The 14,356-nt window shown below is 72.2% G+C and carries 12 protein-coding genes; 5 read left to right on the forward strand and 7 right to left on the reverse strand.

Annotated elements, in window-relative coordinates; genetic code table 11:
* Positions 1-3 precede the first annotated feature (3 nt).
* Together ACP6CK_RS05100 and ACP6CK_RS05105 are read right to left on the reverse strand one after the other, a co-directional pair.
* Complete coding sequence (locus ACP6CK_RS05100) at positions 4-1,116, reverse strand: extracellular solute-binding protein (RefSeq protein WP_426957801.1); 1,113 nt, start codon at positions 1,114-1,116, stop codon at positions 4-6.
* A gap of 92 nt (positions 1,117-1,208) precedes the next feature.
* Positions 1,209-2,117 (reverse strand): hydrogen peroxide-inducible genes activator, encoded by a 909-nt coding sequence (locus tag ACP6CK_RS05105; protein WP_426957802.1) that lies wholly within the window; start codon positions 2,115-2,117, stop codon positions 1,209-1,211.
* A 135-nt stretch (positions 2,118-2,252) separates the two neighbouring features.
* Between ACP6CK_RS05105 and ACP6CK_RS05110 the strand changes: the two genes are divergently transcribed.
* Both ACP6CK_RS05110 and ACP6CK_RS05115 read left to right on the forward strand, forming a co-directional pair.
* Positions 2,253-2,807, forward strand: a complete 555-nt coding sequence (locus ACP6CK_RS05110; protein ID WP_426957803.1) for a peroxiredoxin — start codon at positions 2,253-2,255, stop codon at positions 2,805-2,807.
* A gap of 132 nt (positions 2,808-2,939) precedes the next feature.
* A complete protein-coding gene (locus ACP6CK_RS05115; protein WP_426957804.1) occupies positions 2,940-3,476 on the forward strand; it encodes a carboxymuconolactone decarboxylase family protein in 537 nt (178 codons plus the stop codon).
* Positions 3,477-3,734: 258 nt separating this feature from the next.
* Here the strand turns inward: ACP6CK_RS05115 and ACP6CK_RS05120 are convergent, their stop codons facing one another.
* Complete coding sequence (locus ACP6CK_RS05120) at positions 3,735-3,908, reverse strand: hypothetical protein (protein WP_426957805.1); 174 nt, start codon at positions 3,906-3,908, stop codon at positions 3,735-3,737.
* 236 nt (positions 3,909-4,144) lie between these two features.
* Between ACP6CK_RS05120 and ACP6CK_RS05125 the strand changes: the two genes are divergently transcribed.
* Entirely contained in the window at positions 4,145-4,735 is a 591-nt protein-coding gene (locus ACP6CK_RS05125; protein WP_426957806.1) for a histidine phosphatase family protein, read from the forward strand.
* Positions 4,736-4,745: 10 nt separating this feature from the next.
* Here the strand turns inward: ACP6CK_RS05125 and ACP6CK_RS05130 are convergent, their stop codons facing one another.
* The 4 genes from ACP6CK_RS05130 to ACP6CK_RS05145 are packed head-to-tail and all read right to left on the reverse strand — an operon-like array spanning position 4,746 to position 10,824.
* Entirely contained in the window at positions 4,746-6,026 is a 1,281-nt protein-coding gene (locus ACP6CK_RS05130) for a TRAP transporter large permease (RefSeq protein WP_426957807.1), read from the reverse strand.
* Positions 6,027-6,032: 6 nt separating this feature from the next.
* Complete coding sequence (locus ACP6CK_RS05135) at positions 6,033-6,566, reverse strand: TRAP transporter small permease (protein ID WP_426957808.1); 534 nt, start codon at positions 6,564-6,566, stop codon at positions 6,033-6,035.
* Between the two features lie 4 nt (positions 6,567-6,570).
* The gene (gene dctP, locus ACP6CK_RS05140; protein WP_426957809.1) at positions 6,571-7,566 is read right to left on the reverse strand and encodes a TRAP transporter substrate-binding protein DctP; all 996 of its coding nucleotides are present in this window, start codon (positions 7,564-7,566) and stop codon (positions 6,571-6,573) included.
* Between the two features lie 60 nt (positions 7,567-7,626).
* Complete coding sequence (locus ACP6CK_RS05145) at positions 7,627-10,824, reverse strand: DUF3971 domain-containing protein (RefSeq protein ID WP_426957810.1); 3,198 nt, start codon at positions 10,822-10,824, stop codon at positions 7,627-7,629.
* Between the two features lie 17 nt (positions 10,825-10,841).
* On the opposite strand from ACP6CK_RS05145, the gene ACP6CK_RS05150 reads away from it, so the two are divergent.
* Entirely contained in the window at positions 10,842-13,823 is a 2,982-nt protein-coding gene (locus ACP6CK_RS05150) for a bifunctional [glutamine synthetase] adenylyltransferase/[glutamine synthetase]-adenylyl-L-tyrosine phosphorylase (protein ID WP_426957811.1), read from the forward strand.
* Positions 13,823-14,284, forward strand: coding sequence for a thioredoxin-dependent thiol peroxidase (gene bcp / locus ACP6CK_RS05155; protein ID WP_426957812.1), 462 nt, complete (start codon positions 13,823-13,825; stop codon positions 14,282-14,284). Before ACP6CK_RS05150 ends, bcp begins: the two co-directional genes overlap by 1 nt.
* Positions 14,285-14,356: the final 72 nt, after the last annotated feature.

The raw sequence follows: 14,356 nt of genomic DNA on the forward strand, positions 1-14,356 counted from the left end.
GCGTCAGCCCGTGATCGTGTCGATGTAGTCGGAGTTGATGGCGGGGTAGTTGTCGCCCCACCACACCCCGTCCATGGTGAACTGCACGCGCGCATTCTCCGGATCCGTCGGGTTGAAGCGCCGGAACTCCGCCGGAACCAGCGCCGCCGCGCGCGGATTGGTGGGCCCGTTGCCGAGGAACTTCAGCAGCTCCACCTGCGGCTCGGGATTCGCCATCATGGAGGCGAGCAGCCGCTGCGCCGCCTCGCCCCCCGGGTTGTTCTTCGGGATGACGAAGATGCCGGCCTGCAGCACGCCCTGGTTCCAGATGAACTTGATGCGGCCGTTCGTCTCCTCCTCCAGCACCTTCGCGCGGGTGTGCCAGATCTGGCCCATCACCGCCTCGCCCGTCCGCATGAACTGCTCGCTCTCGGAGCCGCTCGTCCAGAAGACGAGCTGGCGCCGGATCTCCCGCAGCTTCGCCAGGCAGGCCCGGACGTCGAGCGGGTAGAGGGCCGTGGGACTCTTGCCCAGCGCGACCTGCACGCTGTCCATCACCGCGATGGCGTCCTTCCGCAGCAGCCGTGTGCCGGGGAAACGCCTGGTGTCGAAGAAATCGGCCCAGCTCGTCGGCCCGCCATTCGGGAACTTGCTGCTGTCATAGGCGAGCACGCTGGAGAAGGAGTAAGGCGCCGCCCCGTATTCGAGCGTGAAGGACTCTCCGATCGAATCCGATTTCTTGACGATGTCGTAGTTGATCGGCGTCGCCAGCCCTGCGAGGCTCAGCACGCGCGAGGACGATGCGGAGCTGTCGCAGAGGTCCCAGGTCACGCGCCCGCTCTCGACCATGCTGCGGATGCGGCCGGCCGAGGGCCCGGTGCTGTCCTGCACCACGCGGAAACCGGGGTTCGCCGCCTGGAACACGTCGCCGTAGAAACGCTGGAAGCCCTGGTTGGCCACGCCGCCCCAGTTCACCATGACCAGCTCGCGGGAGCCCTGGGCTCCGGCCTTTCCGGCCGCCATCGGCGCCATCCCCATCGCCGCCAGGGCCCGAATCGCGGTGCGCCGGCTGACCTTTCCCTGCCGCACGGCCCGCTCGGCCAGTTCGAGCGCGTCTTGCTGGAAGCTCTGCAACATCGCCCTGTCCCTTCGTCCTGCGCGGCGCCATGGCGCCCGGCGCATGATCCACGCCGGCGGCGGGTGAGCAAGTTTGATACCATCCGCTCCGATCAGCCAGGGGCGGCGAGCACGTCCGCAATGACGCGGGCCAGGCCGCGGAACTCTCCGGCGCGCGGCGACCGCGCCCGCCAGGCCAGACCGATGGTGCGGGAAGCCGGCTCTTCCAGGGGCCGGATCTCCAGCGTGGCGCCGGACAGGACGCCCCCATCCACGGCCAATCTGGGCAGCAGCGTGACCCCGAGTCCCCCGGCCACCATCTGCACGAGGGTATGCAGCGAGGTGCCGGAGAATCCCTCCCCGGCCCGCGCGGCCGGCAGAGCGCAGGCCGAGAGCGCGTGCTCCCGCAGGCAGTGCCCGTCTTCCAGCAGGAGCAGACGCTCGGCCGCGAGGGCGGCCGTCGGGACGGCGGGCCGCTCCGCCAGACGGTGCCCATGCGGAAGGGCGACCACGAAGGGGTCTTCCGCCAGCGCCATGGTCTCCACCCCCGGAAGCCCGGCCGGAAGGGCCAGAAGCAGGAGGTCCAGCCGGCCGGCGTCGAGGTCCTCCCCCAGCCGGGCCGTCAGTTCCTCCCGCAACCAGAGGCGCAGCCGCGGATGGGCGGCCCGCAGCGCGGGCATGAGCCGCGGCAGCAGGAACGGCCCGATTGTCGGGATGATGCCGAGCCGCAGCGGCCCCGAGAGCGGCCCGCGCGCCGCCGAGGCGGTCTCGGTCACGGCGGCCAGCGCTGTGAGGGCGTCGCGGGCTCGCTCCACGAGCTCCCGCCCGAGCGGCGTGAAGCCCGCCCGCTTGGACGAGCCCCGGTCGAGGATCGCGGCATCGAGCTGCCGTTCTAGCGCGATCACACCGGCGGATAGGGTGCTCTGCGTGACCCCACAGGCGGCCGCGGCTCGCCCGAAATGCCCCGTCTCGGCCAGGGCAACCAGATAACGAAGCTGCTGGGGGCTGGGGAGGATTGTCATCGATCGGGTCGATCATCGCACCCGGAAATCTTCATTGGAAGCGGCAGATGACCTGCCCTACATGTTGCGGCGCAGCAGGCACCCCGCCGGGGCGTCGGCTTCTACACTCTCCATATCTCAAGGAAAACGGACCGCATGCTGACCGTTGGCGACCGCTTCCCCTCCTTCAAGCTCTCCGCCGTCCAGGGCGGGGCCAAGGGCCTCGACCTCAAGACCGCTTTCTCCAACATCTCGGACGCCGACGAGACTGGGAAGTGGAAGGTCGTTTTCTTCTGGCCGAAGGACTTCACCTTCGTCTGCCCCACGGAGATCGTGGCTTTCGGCAAGCTGAACCGCGAGTTCGCCGACCGTGACACCGTGATCTACGGTGTCTCCACGGACAGCGAGTTCGTCCACATGAACTGGCGCCTGCATCACGCCGACCTGAAGGACCTGCCCTTCGCGATGCTCGCCGATATCAAGCGCGAGCTGTCGACGGCCTGCGGCGTGCTGGACAAGAACGAGGGCGTCGCGCTCCGCGCCACCTTCATCGTGGACCCGGACGGCATCATCCGCTTCGTCTCCGTCAACGACCTGAACGTCGGCCGCAATCCGCAAGAGGTCCTGCGCGTGCTGGACGCCCTGCAGACCGATGAGCTCTGCCCCTGCAACTGGCAGCAGGGCGAAGAGGTCCTGCGCCCGGCGGCCTGATCGACCCGGCCCCGCGCGGCACGCCCGCGCGGGGCCACCCTCGGAGCTGTCTGCCGGACCGGAGGCCCTCTTCCTTAAAGCTTCGCCGGCCCCGCACACCGCTTCCGCCAACCCGAACGACCGGAGACGCCGATGTCCCTCGACGCCCTGCGCGACCGCCTGCCCGAATACGCCCGGGACCTCCGCCTGAACCTCGGCTCCCTCGCGACCGAGCCGGTCCTGACCGAGCAGCAGCGGTCCGGCACCTTCATCGCCTCCGCGCTCGCCTCCCGCAACGCGGCCGTCTCGGCCGCCATCCTCGCCGAGTTCGGCCCGAAGCTCTCGGCCGAGGCGTTGAACGCCGCCAAGGCCGCGGCCGCTATCATGGGCATGAACAACATCTACTACCGGTTCACCCACATGGTGCACGGCGACTACGGCAAGATGCCCGCCAAGCTCCGCATGAACGTGATGGCAAAGCCGGGCGTGGAGAAGGCCGACTTCGAGCTCTGGTCCCTCGCCGTCTCCGCCGTGAACGGCTGCGGCATGTGCATGGAAAGCCATGAGAAGGTGGTGCGCGAGCATGGCATCACCGCCGAGCAGGTCCAGGCCGCGGTCCGCATCGCCGCCGTGGTCCACGCCGTGGCCGCGACGCTCGACGCCGAGGAGGCTGTGGCGCAGGCGGCCTGAGCCGCTCTCGCCAGGATCCCGGACCCTGTGTGGTTCCGACGCGAGCGTCGCCAGCTCGTTTCGTTTTCGGTTTAATGCGCGCCGTGTCGTCGCACGGCGGACCGCAGAAGAACAACCGATGGGGTTCGGAATAACGAAGGTTCGCTCGGCGCTCAGCGCATCGCTTCTCGTCGCCTCTCTGGGCTTGCTCTCCGACTGTGCCGGGGATGCGCCTCTCGCCCCGCCGCCGCCCGATTCAGCCTCGCGTCGCCAGGTGGGTCAGGCCCTGGCACCGCCGCCCACCACCCCCGTGACGACCGCGGAGCCGACCACGCCGCCCTCCGCCTCGCGCCGCCAGACCGGCAGCGAGCGTCCGCCGACGGTCCAGCGCAGTACCCGCGCGCGGGCCACCACCGGCGCGCCACCCTCCGCGTCGCGGCGCCAGGATAACACCGCGCTGCCGCAGTAGAGCGCTCGATCGTTCGACCACGAGGGCCGGATTCCGGACAGGCAGGCGGTCCTCGCCTGCCTGTTCTCGTTCGGGGGGGGCGGCTACCGGCTGCAGCGGCCCACGCCAGGGCCGCTTGCCGGGAACCGTCAGATGGCTGCGCTGGCAGCGCGTTCCGGGCCGCCCACCGCACCTTCGGTGCAGCCTTGATCCAGGCGATGAAGTCCGCAGGATTGCCCCGATGCGCCGACGCCTGCTCCTGCTCGCCTCCATCCCGACTGCCGCGGCGGCGCGGGAACTCCTATCTGCCACCGAGGCCCTGCCGCTCCTGCGCGCGGGCGGGCTGAACCTCTATCTCCGCCACGCCATCACGGACCGGAGCCAGGCGGACACGGGCCGGCGCGGCGAGCGGACGGCGCAGCGCAACCTCAGTCCGGCGGGCGAGGCGCAGGCTCGCGCGCTCGGCGCCGCTTTCCGCGCCCTCGGCATTCCCATCGCCGAGACCATGACGAGTGAGGTCTTCCGGGCGCAGGACACCGCCCGCCTCGCCTTCGGGGACGTCGCGATCCACCCCGCCCTCATCGCGGACGAGTACTCCACGCGCGACCCGCGCCTGGACGCGGCGGAGGTCTCGGCCCTCCTCGCCCAGCCTCCCACCGGCGGCCATCGCGCCCTGGTCGGACACATCGTCCCGCTCGGCCTGGTTCTTGGCCGGCCGTTGGCCCAGGCCGAGTTCCCGGAGGGAAGCCTCGCCCTGTTCCGGCCGGAGAGCCGATCCTGGCGCTTCCTCGGCGTGGTCGCGGCGGAGTCGCTGATCGACGCTGCCGGCTGATCCGCGGCCCCTACCCGGCGTAGCCCATCTGCCGCGGCAGCCAGAGGACGATCTCCGGGAAGGCGATCATCAGCGCCGTCCCCGCCGCCAGCATCAGCATGTAGGGGATGATGGAGCGATTCACCTCGGACAACGGCGCCCCGGTGATCGCCTTGATGACGACCAGGTTCATGGCCACGGGCGGTGAGATCAGCGCCATCTCCAGCGAGAGCGTCAGCAGCACGCCGTACCAGACCTTGTCGATCCCCAGCGCCGCCATGGCCGGCAGGATCGCCGGCATGGTCAGCAGGATGATCGAGAAGCTCTCGAGCACCAGTCCCAGGACGAACAGCAGCACCATCATGGCGATGAGGAAGCCGGTCTTGGACAGGCCCATCTCCGCCACCAGCGCCGCCAGCTCCTGCGGGACGCGCAGCTTCGTCAGCATGTAGCCGTAGACCGCCGCGCCCGCGATGATCATCAGCAGCATCGCGGAGGTCCGGGTCGCCTCCTGCACCCCGTCCCACACATCGCGCCAAGACAGGCTGCGGTAGATCAGCGCCGCGATCACCAGCGCCCAGAGCGTCCCCGTCCCCGCCGCCTCGGTCGCGGTGAAGATGCCGAAGTAGATGCCACCCAGCACGAAGATCGGCAGCGTCATGGACCAGCCGGCGCCGCGCAGCGCCGTGCCCAGACTGGCCGGGGGCGGCTCGTCCGCCGGCGCCGCCGCGTGGCCCTCCGTCGCCCAGACATAGGCCGCGAAGATCAAGGCCATGAGCAGGCCCGGGATGATCCCGGCGATGAAGAGGTACCCGACGCTCGTCTCCGTGACGAACGCATAGAGCACCATCGGCGCCGAGGGAGGGATGAGGATGCCGAGCGTCCCGCCCCCCGCCACCACGCCGAAGGCGCCGCGCCGGCTCATGCCGTAGCGCAGCATCTGGGGGATCGCGATCTTGCCCACCGTCAGCGCCGTCGCGACGGAGGAGCCGGAGATCGCCGCGAAGATGGTGCAGGCGATGACCGTCGCGATGCCCACCCCGCCCCGCACGCCCCGCATCATGGCGAATGCCGCGCCGTAGAGGTCGTTCACCACCCGCCCGCGCACCATGATGTGCGCCATCAGCATGAAGAGCGGGATGGAGACGAGGAGGTAGCCGTTGAGGTTGCCGGTGACGATCTCCCCCAGCGCGGGGATGCCGCCCTCCGTCCAGAGCAGCACGGCGAGCGGCAGCAGAAAGAGCGCCGCGAACATCGGCAGGCCGAGGTAGAGCAGGCCGATCAGCACGGCCATCAGGATCAGGAAGGTCATCGCGCGCTACTCCCCGCGGGCGAGCGTGTCGCGCGGCAGCTCCTCCTCTCCCGTCGGCAGGTATTCCGGCGTGCCGCCGGCGATCAGGACGAAGCACTGGGCGAGGGAGACCAGCAGCATCACCGCAGAGCCCACCGGCAGGAAGGCCTGCACCCACCACTCCGGCACGCCCTCGATGTCGGTCATCAGCCCGACCATGCGGGAGAACTCCACGGCCTCCCACCCCGCCCAAAGGAGGATGCCGGACACCAGCGCGACCGAAGCCGCGCCGATGATGTGAGCCACCCGCGCCAGCCGTGGCCCGAGCCTTCCCACCGCCACGTCCACGCCGATATGCTCGAAGCGCCGCTGCGCCTCGGGTGCGGCCAGCAGGACCAGCGCCACCACCAGCCACCCCGCGACCTTGTCGATCCAGGGCATCGGCGCATTGAAGCCGTAGCGCGCCACGACCGAGAGGCAGATCAGCAGGAGGCAGATCACCGTCGCGAGGGAGCCGAGCACCACCGCGATCCGCGACACCCATCCCACCGCGCGCGTCATCGCCTCAGACCCGGTTCAGCAGCTCGATCAGCCGCGGCCCGTTCTCCGGCGCCTGGCGGAGGAAGGCGTCCATGACGGGCTTCTGCATCACGTCCCGCCACTGCGCCACCTGCTCCGGCGACTGCACGTGGATGGTCATGCCCTTCTCCCGCAGCTCGCCGACGGCGGCATCGGCGGTGCGGACCGTGGCGTCGACGGCGTCCGTCTCGGCCTTCGCCAGCGCCGCCTCGATGACGCCTCGGTGCTCGGCCCGCAGCCCGTCCCACCAGCGCGGGTTGACGTAGACCTGGGTGGAGACCGCGAAGAAGGGAGACACCGTGCCGAAGCGCTGCACCTCGTAGAAGCGGCGTGACACCGCGGCGGAGATGTCGGTCAGCCCCGCATCCAGCACCCCGGATTGCAGCGCCCCCACCACCTCCGGCGCGGGCGTCGCGGCCGGAGCGGCGCCGACGGCGGTCAGCGCCTGGTCGATGAGCGCGTTGATCCCGCGGATCTTCACGCCCCGGAAATCCTCCGGGTTGATGAGTGGGCGGCGGCCGGAGGTGAAGATAGAAACATTGGTCGTGAACAGCCATGCCACCGACCGCACCGCCCGGCGGGAGGTGATCTGATCGAGGAACCGCCGCGCTTCGGACTGCGGGAAGCGCCGGTTCTTCTCCAGATCGGTGAAGAAGTAGGGGATGGTCGGCCCCGACATCTCGGGGATGGTGTTGCCCCAGGTGAAGTTCGTGGCCACCGCCGCCTCGAAGGCGCCGCGGGCGACGCCGGGGAAGTTCTCGCCGACGCGGGCGAGCTGCTCGGCCGGGAAGACCTGGACATCGATCGCGTTGTTGCTGCGCGCCTTCACATCCGCCGCGAAGGCGGCCAGCACCTGGGCGATGTGGTGGGACGGCGGATACTGGTGCGAAAGCCGCATCGTGACGACGGCCTGGGCGCGCGCGGTTCGGACCGCGGGCAGGCCCAGCGCGGCCCCGGCGGCCAGGATGTGACGGCGGTTCATGCGATGTCCCCTTCCCTCGCGGGCGGGTTTGCGGCGGGGCCGTTCCGGGGTCAAGCCGGGCTAGCGCGCCGGGGCCGGGGTCGCGGGTGGACCCTCGAGCGCCGAGAAGAGCCCGCGCAACGCGCCGGGGGTCAGGGCGGAAAGCGGGTTCACGCTGATGCTCGGATCGTCCAGCGGCCCGGTAAGGCGGAAGCTGACGGCGAAGAGTCCCCCCCCGGCCTCGGCGCTGAACAACCGCCCGATCCCGGGGATGCGGCCGAGAAGGGAGTTGAACATGTAGGCCGGCACCACCGTCCCCTGCATGTCCAGCCGGTCCGTCCGGCGCAGGATGCGCCCCCGCGCCGTCAGGCCGAGGCTGGAGGAGAAGGCCTGGGCGTCGGTGAGCGTGACCGCCTCCTCCGTTAGGGTGAAGGGCACGTAGAGCCGGTCGAAGCGCACCCCCGGCCCGCGCAGCGCGTCCACGATACCGTAGACCGTCAGCGCCTGGAGGAGCTTGCCGATCGTCTGTCCTTCCCGCACGCCGAACTCGGTCAGCTCCGCGAGGGCGCTCAGCGGGGCGCCGGGGGCGTTGCTCGGCCAGGAGCCGACGATCCGCAGGCGGCCGCCATCGATCTCGTCCATCAGGCCGAGGCCGCGCAGCAGCGTCCCGAACTCGTTCGAGGCCACCTCCATCGCCCGCCCCGCCCCGCGGGGGACGACGGCCGCGTCGAAGCCGCCGCCCGCGGCACCCCGGCCGGACGCGCGCAGCTCCCGCAACACGCCGTTGGCGTCGACAAAGGCCGTCGCCATCACGGGCGCGAGCTCCCGCCCCTCTGCCAGGAGCACCCGCTCGAACCCCACGTCCAGCCGCAACGGGGTGGACCGCTCCTCCCGCCGGTTCGGGGGAGATGAACGCTCCTCCCGCATCTCCCGCAGCAGGGAGCGGGCATCGAGCATCGGGCCGCGGACCTGGATCTGGTAGGCGGCGTCCGGCCGGTCCGGCGCGACGACGGCCCCCGTGACGCGGGTCGCGCCGATGCGGGCTTCCAGCACGTCCGCCCGGTTCAGCCGGTCACCCGTCCCGAAGGACAGGCCGCCTCGGACCATCAGGTTCGGCCCTTCGATCCGCACCTCCTCCAGCGCGCGGAGGCTGTCGCCCTGCAGCCGGAGGATGCCCTCCACGGAGGCGGGCGCCCCGGCGGGCTTGCTGTAGGCGAGCGGCGCGAGCTCGATCCGGGCGTCGCGCAGGTTCGCCCGGGCGGTGATCTGCGTCTCCCCGCTCCGCCGCCGTTCGGCCTGCACGACGTAGCCGAGCGGCCCGCGAAGGTAGGGCGCCGCGTCCACGCGCAGCGCGCGGAGCGTGCCGGCGTCGGCACGCCCCTCCACCCGCACTCGCTCGGTCACCTGGGACGGCGCGCCGCTGCGAAAGTCCAGCTCCGCCTGCACGCGGCTCGCCGGGATCGGTCCCAGGTTCGCGCTGCCGGTCAGCCGCATCCCGTTCGGGTCCAGTGAGACGTCGAGGTTGGCCCGCTCCAGCGGCTGCCCCGCCACGAGGTCCGCGACCCGGCCATTCGCGATCCGCCCCTCCACGGAAAGGCGGAGCTGGTCCATCGGCAGGTCGTTGATCAGCGGGAGGTTGATGGAGAGGTTCGCCTCCACGCTCCCGCCCGGCTCCTTCAGGTCGAGCGGCCGGCGGTCGAACAGGTGGAGCCGGGGGTGGCGAACCACCGTCAACACGTCCGCCAGCGGCCCGGTGATCCGGGCCTGGATGTCGCCCTTCTCGGGCGGCCGGTCGAGGTCGTAGAGCCGGATCGTCGCCTGCGGCACAACCAGCGCCGTGCCGGATTGCCGCGCGCCGCCCGCCCGGATGGTGATGTCGCGCGGGGTGAAGGTGACGGTGCCCTGCGCCCCCTCCAGCGGCGGGATGGGGCGGAGCCAGTGGACGGTGAGATTTTCCCCCTGCACCTGCCCGCCCGCGTCCAGCAGGCGCGGCGCGGAGAAGTCGGCCGGAGCCTCCGCCTCGACCCACCAGCGGCCGTCGCGCGCGGTGCCGGCGGTGATGTTTTCCGTCACCCAGCGCCGGCCGCCCTCCGCGACACCCGGCGGCCAGTAGAGCGCGAGATCCGGCATCGCCATGCGGTCCAGCCCAATCTCGACCCGGCCGCGCCAGAGGTCCCCGGTGCGCGTCGCGCTGCCAGTGGCGGTGATGCTGGGGCTGGGGAAACCAGGTTGCCCGGGCGGGAGGGAGAGGGCCGCGCGCTCCAGGGAGACCCGCCGCTCGTCGGCGGTGATCAGCAGATCGACGCCGCGGAAGCCGATGCTCTGCGCGCCGGCGTAGCGGCCCGGCCCGGCGGTGATCGTGGCGCGCCCGCTGAACGACTGGTCCGCGAAGGCGTACCGCCCCTCGAACCGTGCCCCGGCCACGGTGTCCAGCACCGCCAGGGGGCGCAGCACCGGCAGGGCATTCGCGAGGGCGGTCGTGCCGACCTCGGTGATCTCAAGCGCCGCCTCCGCCACCGCCGGCCGTCCGGTGATGCGGCCAGACAGTCGGACGGGGATCGCCTGTCCCCCCAGCGCGAGCCCCGCACTGCCGTCGAGAACCGCGTCGCCTGAGGCTTCACGCCGGAGAGCGACCCCGACGCGCTGGAGCGACCAGGAGAAGCCGAGCGGTTCGTCGCGGATCTGCACGATCCCTTCGGTGACCACGACCTGCTCGAGGAGGGAAAGGGGGGAGTCCGGGTCGGGCGCGTGCAGCAGGCTTTCCAGCAGGTCGGGACCGGCCTCGGGCTCACCGTCCGTGGGCGCCTCCGCCTGGGAAGGGTCGCCGAGGTCGAGGCTGAGCGCGCCCTCCGCGTCGCGGCGCAGCACCGCCAGCGGGTCGCGCAGCACGATCCGCGTCGGCGCGACCTGGAAGCGGAGCAGCCGTGGAACGGAGAGGGACACCTCGGCCGAGGTGAGGGCGGCGCGGACGGAACCGGCCGCGTCATGCGCCCGCAGCCCGTTCAGCCGGATGGTGACGGGCTGCGGCGCGCCGTCGTGCCAGCCGGCCCAGGCCACCGAGGCCTCGCCGATCCGCAGGTCGAGGCCCGGGGCGCGGGACCGGGCCCAGGATTCGAGCGCCTTCGTGACCGGCGCGAGGGAAAGCGGCCCTTCCGAAAGGCGCCACGCCAGGGCCGTGACCCCGACGGCGGCGACGATGAAGACCACCATGACCAGCCGGAGGAGGGCAGAGAAAAGCCAGGCGAGGGAACGGCCCCCTTGACCGCCGAGGCGCCTCACGCCTCCCCTCCCCGTCCATGCCGGACAGCAACCTTCCCGCGCGCCTCACCCCGCCGAGGCCGCACGACCCCGCGGCGGCGGAGCGCCTGGTCACCGACTTCGCCGCGCGCGGCGCGGCGGAGGCCGCCTACGCCGAATCCGGCTCGGGCGCCGCGCTGCTCGCGGCCCTGGGCGGGCACAGTCCCTACCTGGCCGACCTCGCGCTGCGGGAGGCAGCGACGCTGCTGCGGATGGCGGAGCGCGGCGCCGACGCGGCCTTCGGCCTCGCCATCGACCCGCTCGGTCGGGCCGATCCGTCGGCGAGCGCCGCCCAGCTCGGCGCCCTGCTCCGGCAGGCGAAGCGGCAGGCCGCGCTCGTCATCGCCGCGGCGGACCTGTCCGGGGAATGGGGGCTGGACCTCGTGACCGGCGCCCTCTCCACCCTCGCGGAGACGGCGGTGGACCTCGCCTGCGCCCATCTTCTGCGGGAGGCGGCGGCGCGGGGGGACATCGCCCTGCCCAACGGGGGCAAGCGCGATCCGAAGTCGGCGAGCAAGGGCTCCGGCCTCGTGGTGCTCGGCATGGGAAAGCTCGGCGCGCGCGAGCTGAACTACTCCTCCGACATCGACCTGATGATTCTCTTCGACCCGGCCGCCGCGACGCATGAGGACCGGGCGCAGTCCGTCTATGTCCGGCTGGCGCGGGACCTCGTGCGGCTGATGGAGGAGCGGACGGCCGAGGGATACGTCTTCCGCACCGACCTCCGGCTGCGTCCGGACCCGGCCGCGACACCGCTGGCGGTCTCCATCCCCGCCGCCGTCTCCTATTACGAGAGCTTCGGACAGAACTGGGAACGGGCCGCGATGCTCAAGGCGCGCCCGGTGGCCGGCGATCGGGGACTCGGTGAGCATCTCCTCGCGGAGATACGCCCCTTCGTGTGGCGGCGGCACCTCGATTTCGCGATGATCGCGGATATTCACTCCATCAAGCGGCAGATCCACGCCGTCCACGCGACCAAGCGCGGCGCGGGAGAATCGGTTGCGGTGGCCGGGCACGACGTGAAGCTCGGCCGGGGCGGCATCCGGGAGATCGAGTTCACGGCCCAGGTGGCGCAGCTCATCTGGGGCGGGCGGGACCCGGGGCTGCGGGATCCGACCACCCTCGGGGCGCTGGCGGCCCTCGCCTCGGCCGGGCGGATGGACCGGCGGGCGGCGGCGGAGCTGGCCGATGCCTATGTCTTCCTGCGGGACGTGGAGCACCGGCTCCAGATGGTGGCGGACCGGCAGACCCACAGAATGCCGGAGGACCCCGACGGGGTGGCGCGGATCGCCTCCTTCATGGGCTTCGACGGCGCGGACAGCTTCGTCGCGGTGCTGACGGGGCACCTGCAGCGCGTGGCGAGCCAGTACACGCGCCAGTTCGAGGCGGTCCCCTCCCTCAGCCATGCCGGCGATGACGGCGCCGGCGGGAACCTCGTCTTCACGGGCACGGAGAACGACCCGGCGACGCTCGAGACGCTGGCGGGGATGGGCTTCGCGAATCCCGGCGGCGTCGCCGCCATGGTCCGGGCCTGGCACCACGGCCACCGCCGCGCCACCCGCAGCGAGCGGGCGCGGGAGCTGCTGACCGCGATGATGCCGGCGATCCTGTCCGCCTTCGCGCGGCAGCGGGAGCCGGACGCGGCGCTGGCCCGCTTCGACAGCCTGCTGGAGCGGCTGCCGACCGGAGTGCAGGTGCTGAGCCTGTTCCACCGGAACCGGGCGCTGCTGGACCGGGTGGCGGTGGTGCTCGGCGCCGCGCCCGCCCTGGCGGACCACCTGGCCCGCGTGCCCTCGGCGCTGGAGGGGCTGCTGGCCGGGGGCGTCGGGCAGGCGGCATCGGCCATGCCCGCGCTGGTCAGCACGGCCCGCCATTACGAGGAGGCGCTGGAGGCCGCGCGCCGGCTCGTGACGGAGGGCAAGTTCGAGGTGGACGTCGCGGCGCTCGAGGGCTCGCTCGACGTGGACGCGGCCGGCGAGGCGCGGAGCGACTTGGCCGACGCCGCGATCGCCACCCTGCTGCCGCAGGTGAGCAAGGACTTCGCCGCCCGCCACGGGCGCGTGCCCGGCGGCGCGGTCGCGGTGGTGGCGATGGGCAAGCTCGGCGGGCGGGAGATGCTGCCGGGCTCGGACCTCGACCTCGTGCTGATCTACGACCACGCGGAGGAGGCGACGGAGAGCGACGGGCCGAGGCCGCTCTCCGTGCCGACCTATTTCGCCCGGCTCGCGGCGCAGTTCGTGGCGGCGCTGACGGCGCCGGGGGCCGAGGGCAAGCCTTACGAGGTGGACATGCGGCTCCGGCCCTCGGGCAACAAGGGGCCCGTGGCAACGAGCATTCTGTCCTTCGAGAGGTATCACGGCCCCGATGGAGAGGCCTGGACCTGGGAGCGGATGGCGCTGACCCGGGCGCGGCCGGTGGCGGGGCCGCCGACGCTGCGGAAGCGCATCGTGGCGGCCTGCCGCACCGCGCTGGAGTCCCATGCCGGGCCGAAGGCGATCGAGGACGCGCTGGCCATGCGGGTCCGGATGCTGCGCGACCTGCCGCCGGACGGACCCTGGGACGTGAAGGCGCGGCCGGGCGGGCTGGTGGAGGTGGAGTTCATCGCCCAGGCCCTGCAATGCGCCCATGCCGCCGACCACCCGCGAGTCCTGGCGCCCTCCACACGAGACGCGCTGCGGAACCTCGCGCGGGAAGGGCTGCTGGAGGCGGAGGAAGCGGCTGAGCTGGTGGCGGCGGAGCGGTTCTGGCGGACGCTGCAATCCCTGCTTCGCCTGACCGTCGGGCGCTGGCGGGAGGAGTCGCTGCCCGGTCCGGCCGCGGAGGCCCTGCTGCGCGGGCTCGCGCCGGCCTGCGCTCAGGCCAGCGGGGGGGCGCCGGTTGACCTCCCGGCGCTTCGGCTGGAGATGGACCGGGTCGCCGGGTCGGTGCGCGGCGCCTTCGAGCGTCGCGTGGGTCGGCTGCCGGAGAAGGGGGCTTCGTGATGGTGGACGTGGGAGATGCGGCGCCGGCGTTCGACCTGGCGGCGGCCGGCGGCGGGCGGGTGTCGTCGGAGGGTCTGAAGGGGAAGCGCTACGCGCTGTACTTCTATCCGAAGGCGGATACCTCCGGCTGCACGGTGCAGGCCCAGGGCGTGCAGGAAGCGCTGGAGGAGCTGACGCGGGCCGGGGTGACGGTGATCGGCGTCTCGCCCGATCCGGTGAGGAAGCTCGACGCCTTCGCGAAGAAGTTCGGGCTGACCTTCCCGCTCGCCTCCGACGAGGCGCAGGCGTTGGCCGGCGCCTATGGGACCTGGGTCGAGAAGTCCATGTACGGACGGAAATACATGGGCATGGAGCGCAGCACCTTCCTCGTCGGCGCGGACGGGCGCGTGACGGCGGTCTGGCGAAAGGTGAAGCCCGCGGACCATGCGGGCCTCCTGCTCGGCGCGGCGAAGGCCGCCTAGCGGTCCCGCCGGAGCGCGGCCGCCGAGCCCCGCGCCCGGCGCATGAGGCCGGCGGAAGCCCCCCTGCCCGCC

This window comes from Muricoccus radiodurans (assembly GCF_050154705.1).
In the GTDB taxonomy this organism is placed as follows: domain Bacteria; phylum Pseudomonadota; class Alphaproteobacteria; order Acetobacterales; family Acetobacteraceae; genus Roseomonas; species Roseomonas radiodurans.

Bases quoted from the DNA above. Each gene is read 5' to 3' on its own strand.
- ACP6CK_RS05100 (WP_426957801.1), bottom strand. From the start codon at position 1,116: ATGTTGCAGAGCTTCCAGCAAGACGCGCTCGAACTGGCCGAGCGGGCC.
- ACP6CK_RS05105 (WP_426957802.1), bottom strand. From the start codon at position 2,117: ATGACAATCCTCCCCAGCCCCCAGCAGCTTCGTTATCTGGTTGCCCTG.
- ACP6CK_RS05110 (WP_426957803.1), top strand. From the start codon at position 2,253: ATGCTGACCGTTGGCGACCGCTTCCCCTCCTTCAAGCTCTCCGCCGTC.
- ACP6CK_RS05115 (WP_426957804.1), top strand. From the start codon at position 2,940: ATGTCCCTCGACGCCCTGCGCGACCGCCTGCCCGAATACGCCCGGGAC.
- ACP6CK_RS05125 (WP_426957806.1), top strand. From the start codon at position 4,145: ATGCGCCGACGCCTGCTCCTGCTCGCCTCCATCCCGACTGCCGCGGCG.
- ACP6CK_RS05130 (WP_426957807.1), bottom strand. From the start codon at position 6,026: ATGACCTTCCTGATCCTGATGGCCGTGCTGATCGGCCTGCTCTACCTC.
- ACP6CK_RS05135 (WP_426957808.1), bottom strand. From the start codon at position 6,566: ATGACGCGCGCGGTGGGATGGGTGTCGCGGATCGCGGTGGTGCTCGGC.
- dctP (WP_426957809.1), bottom strand. From the start codon at position 7,566: ATGAACCGCCGTCACATCCTGGCCGCCGGGGCCGCGCTGGGCCTGCCC.
- ACP6CK_RS05150 (WP_426957811.1), top strand. From the start codon at position 10,842: ATGCCGGACAGCAACCTTCCCGCGCGCCTCACCCCGCCGAGGCCGCAC.
- bcp (WP_426957812.1), top strand. From the start codon at position 13,823: ATGGTGGACGTGGGAGATGCGGCGCCGGCGTTCGACCTGGCGGCGGCC.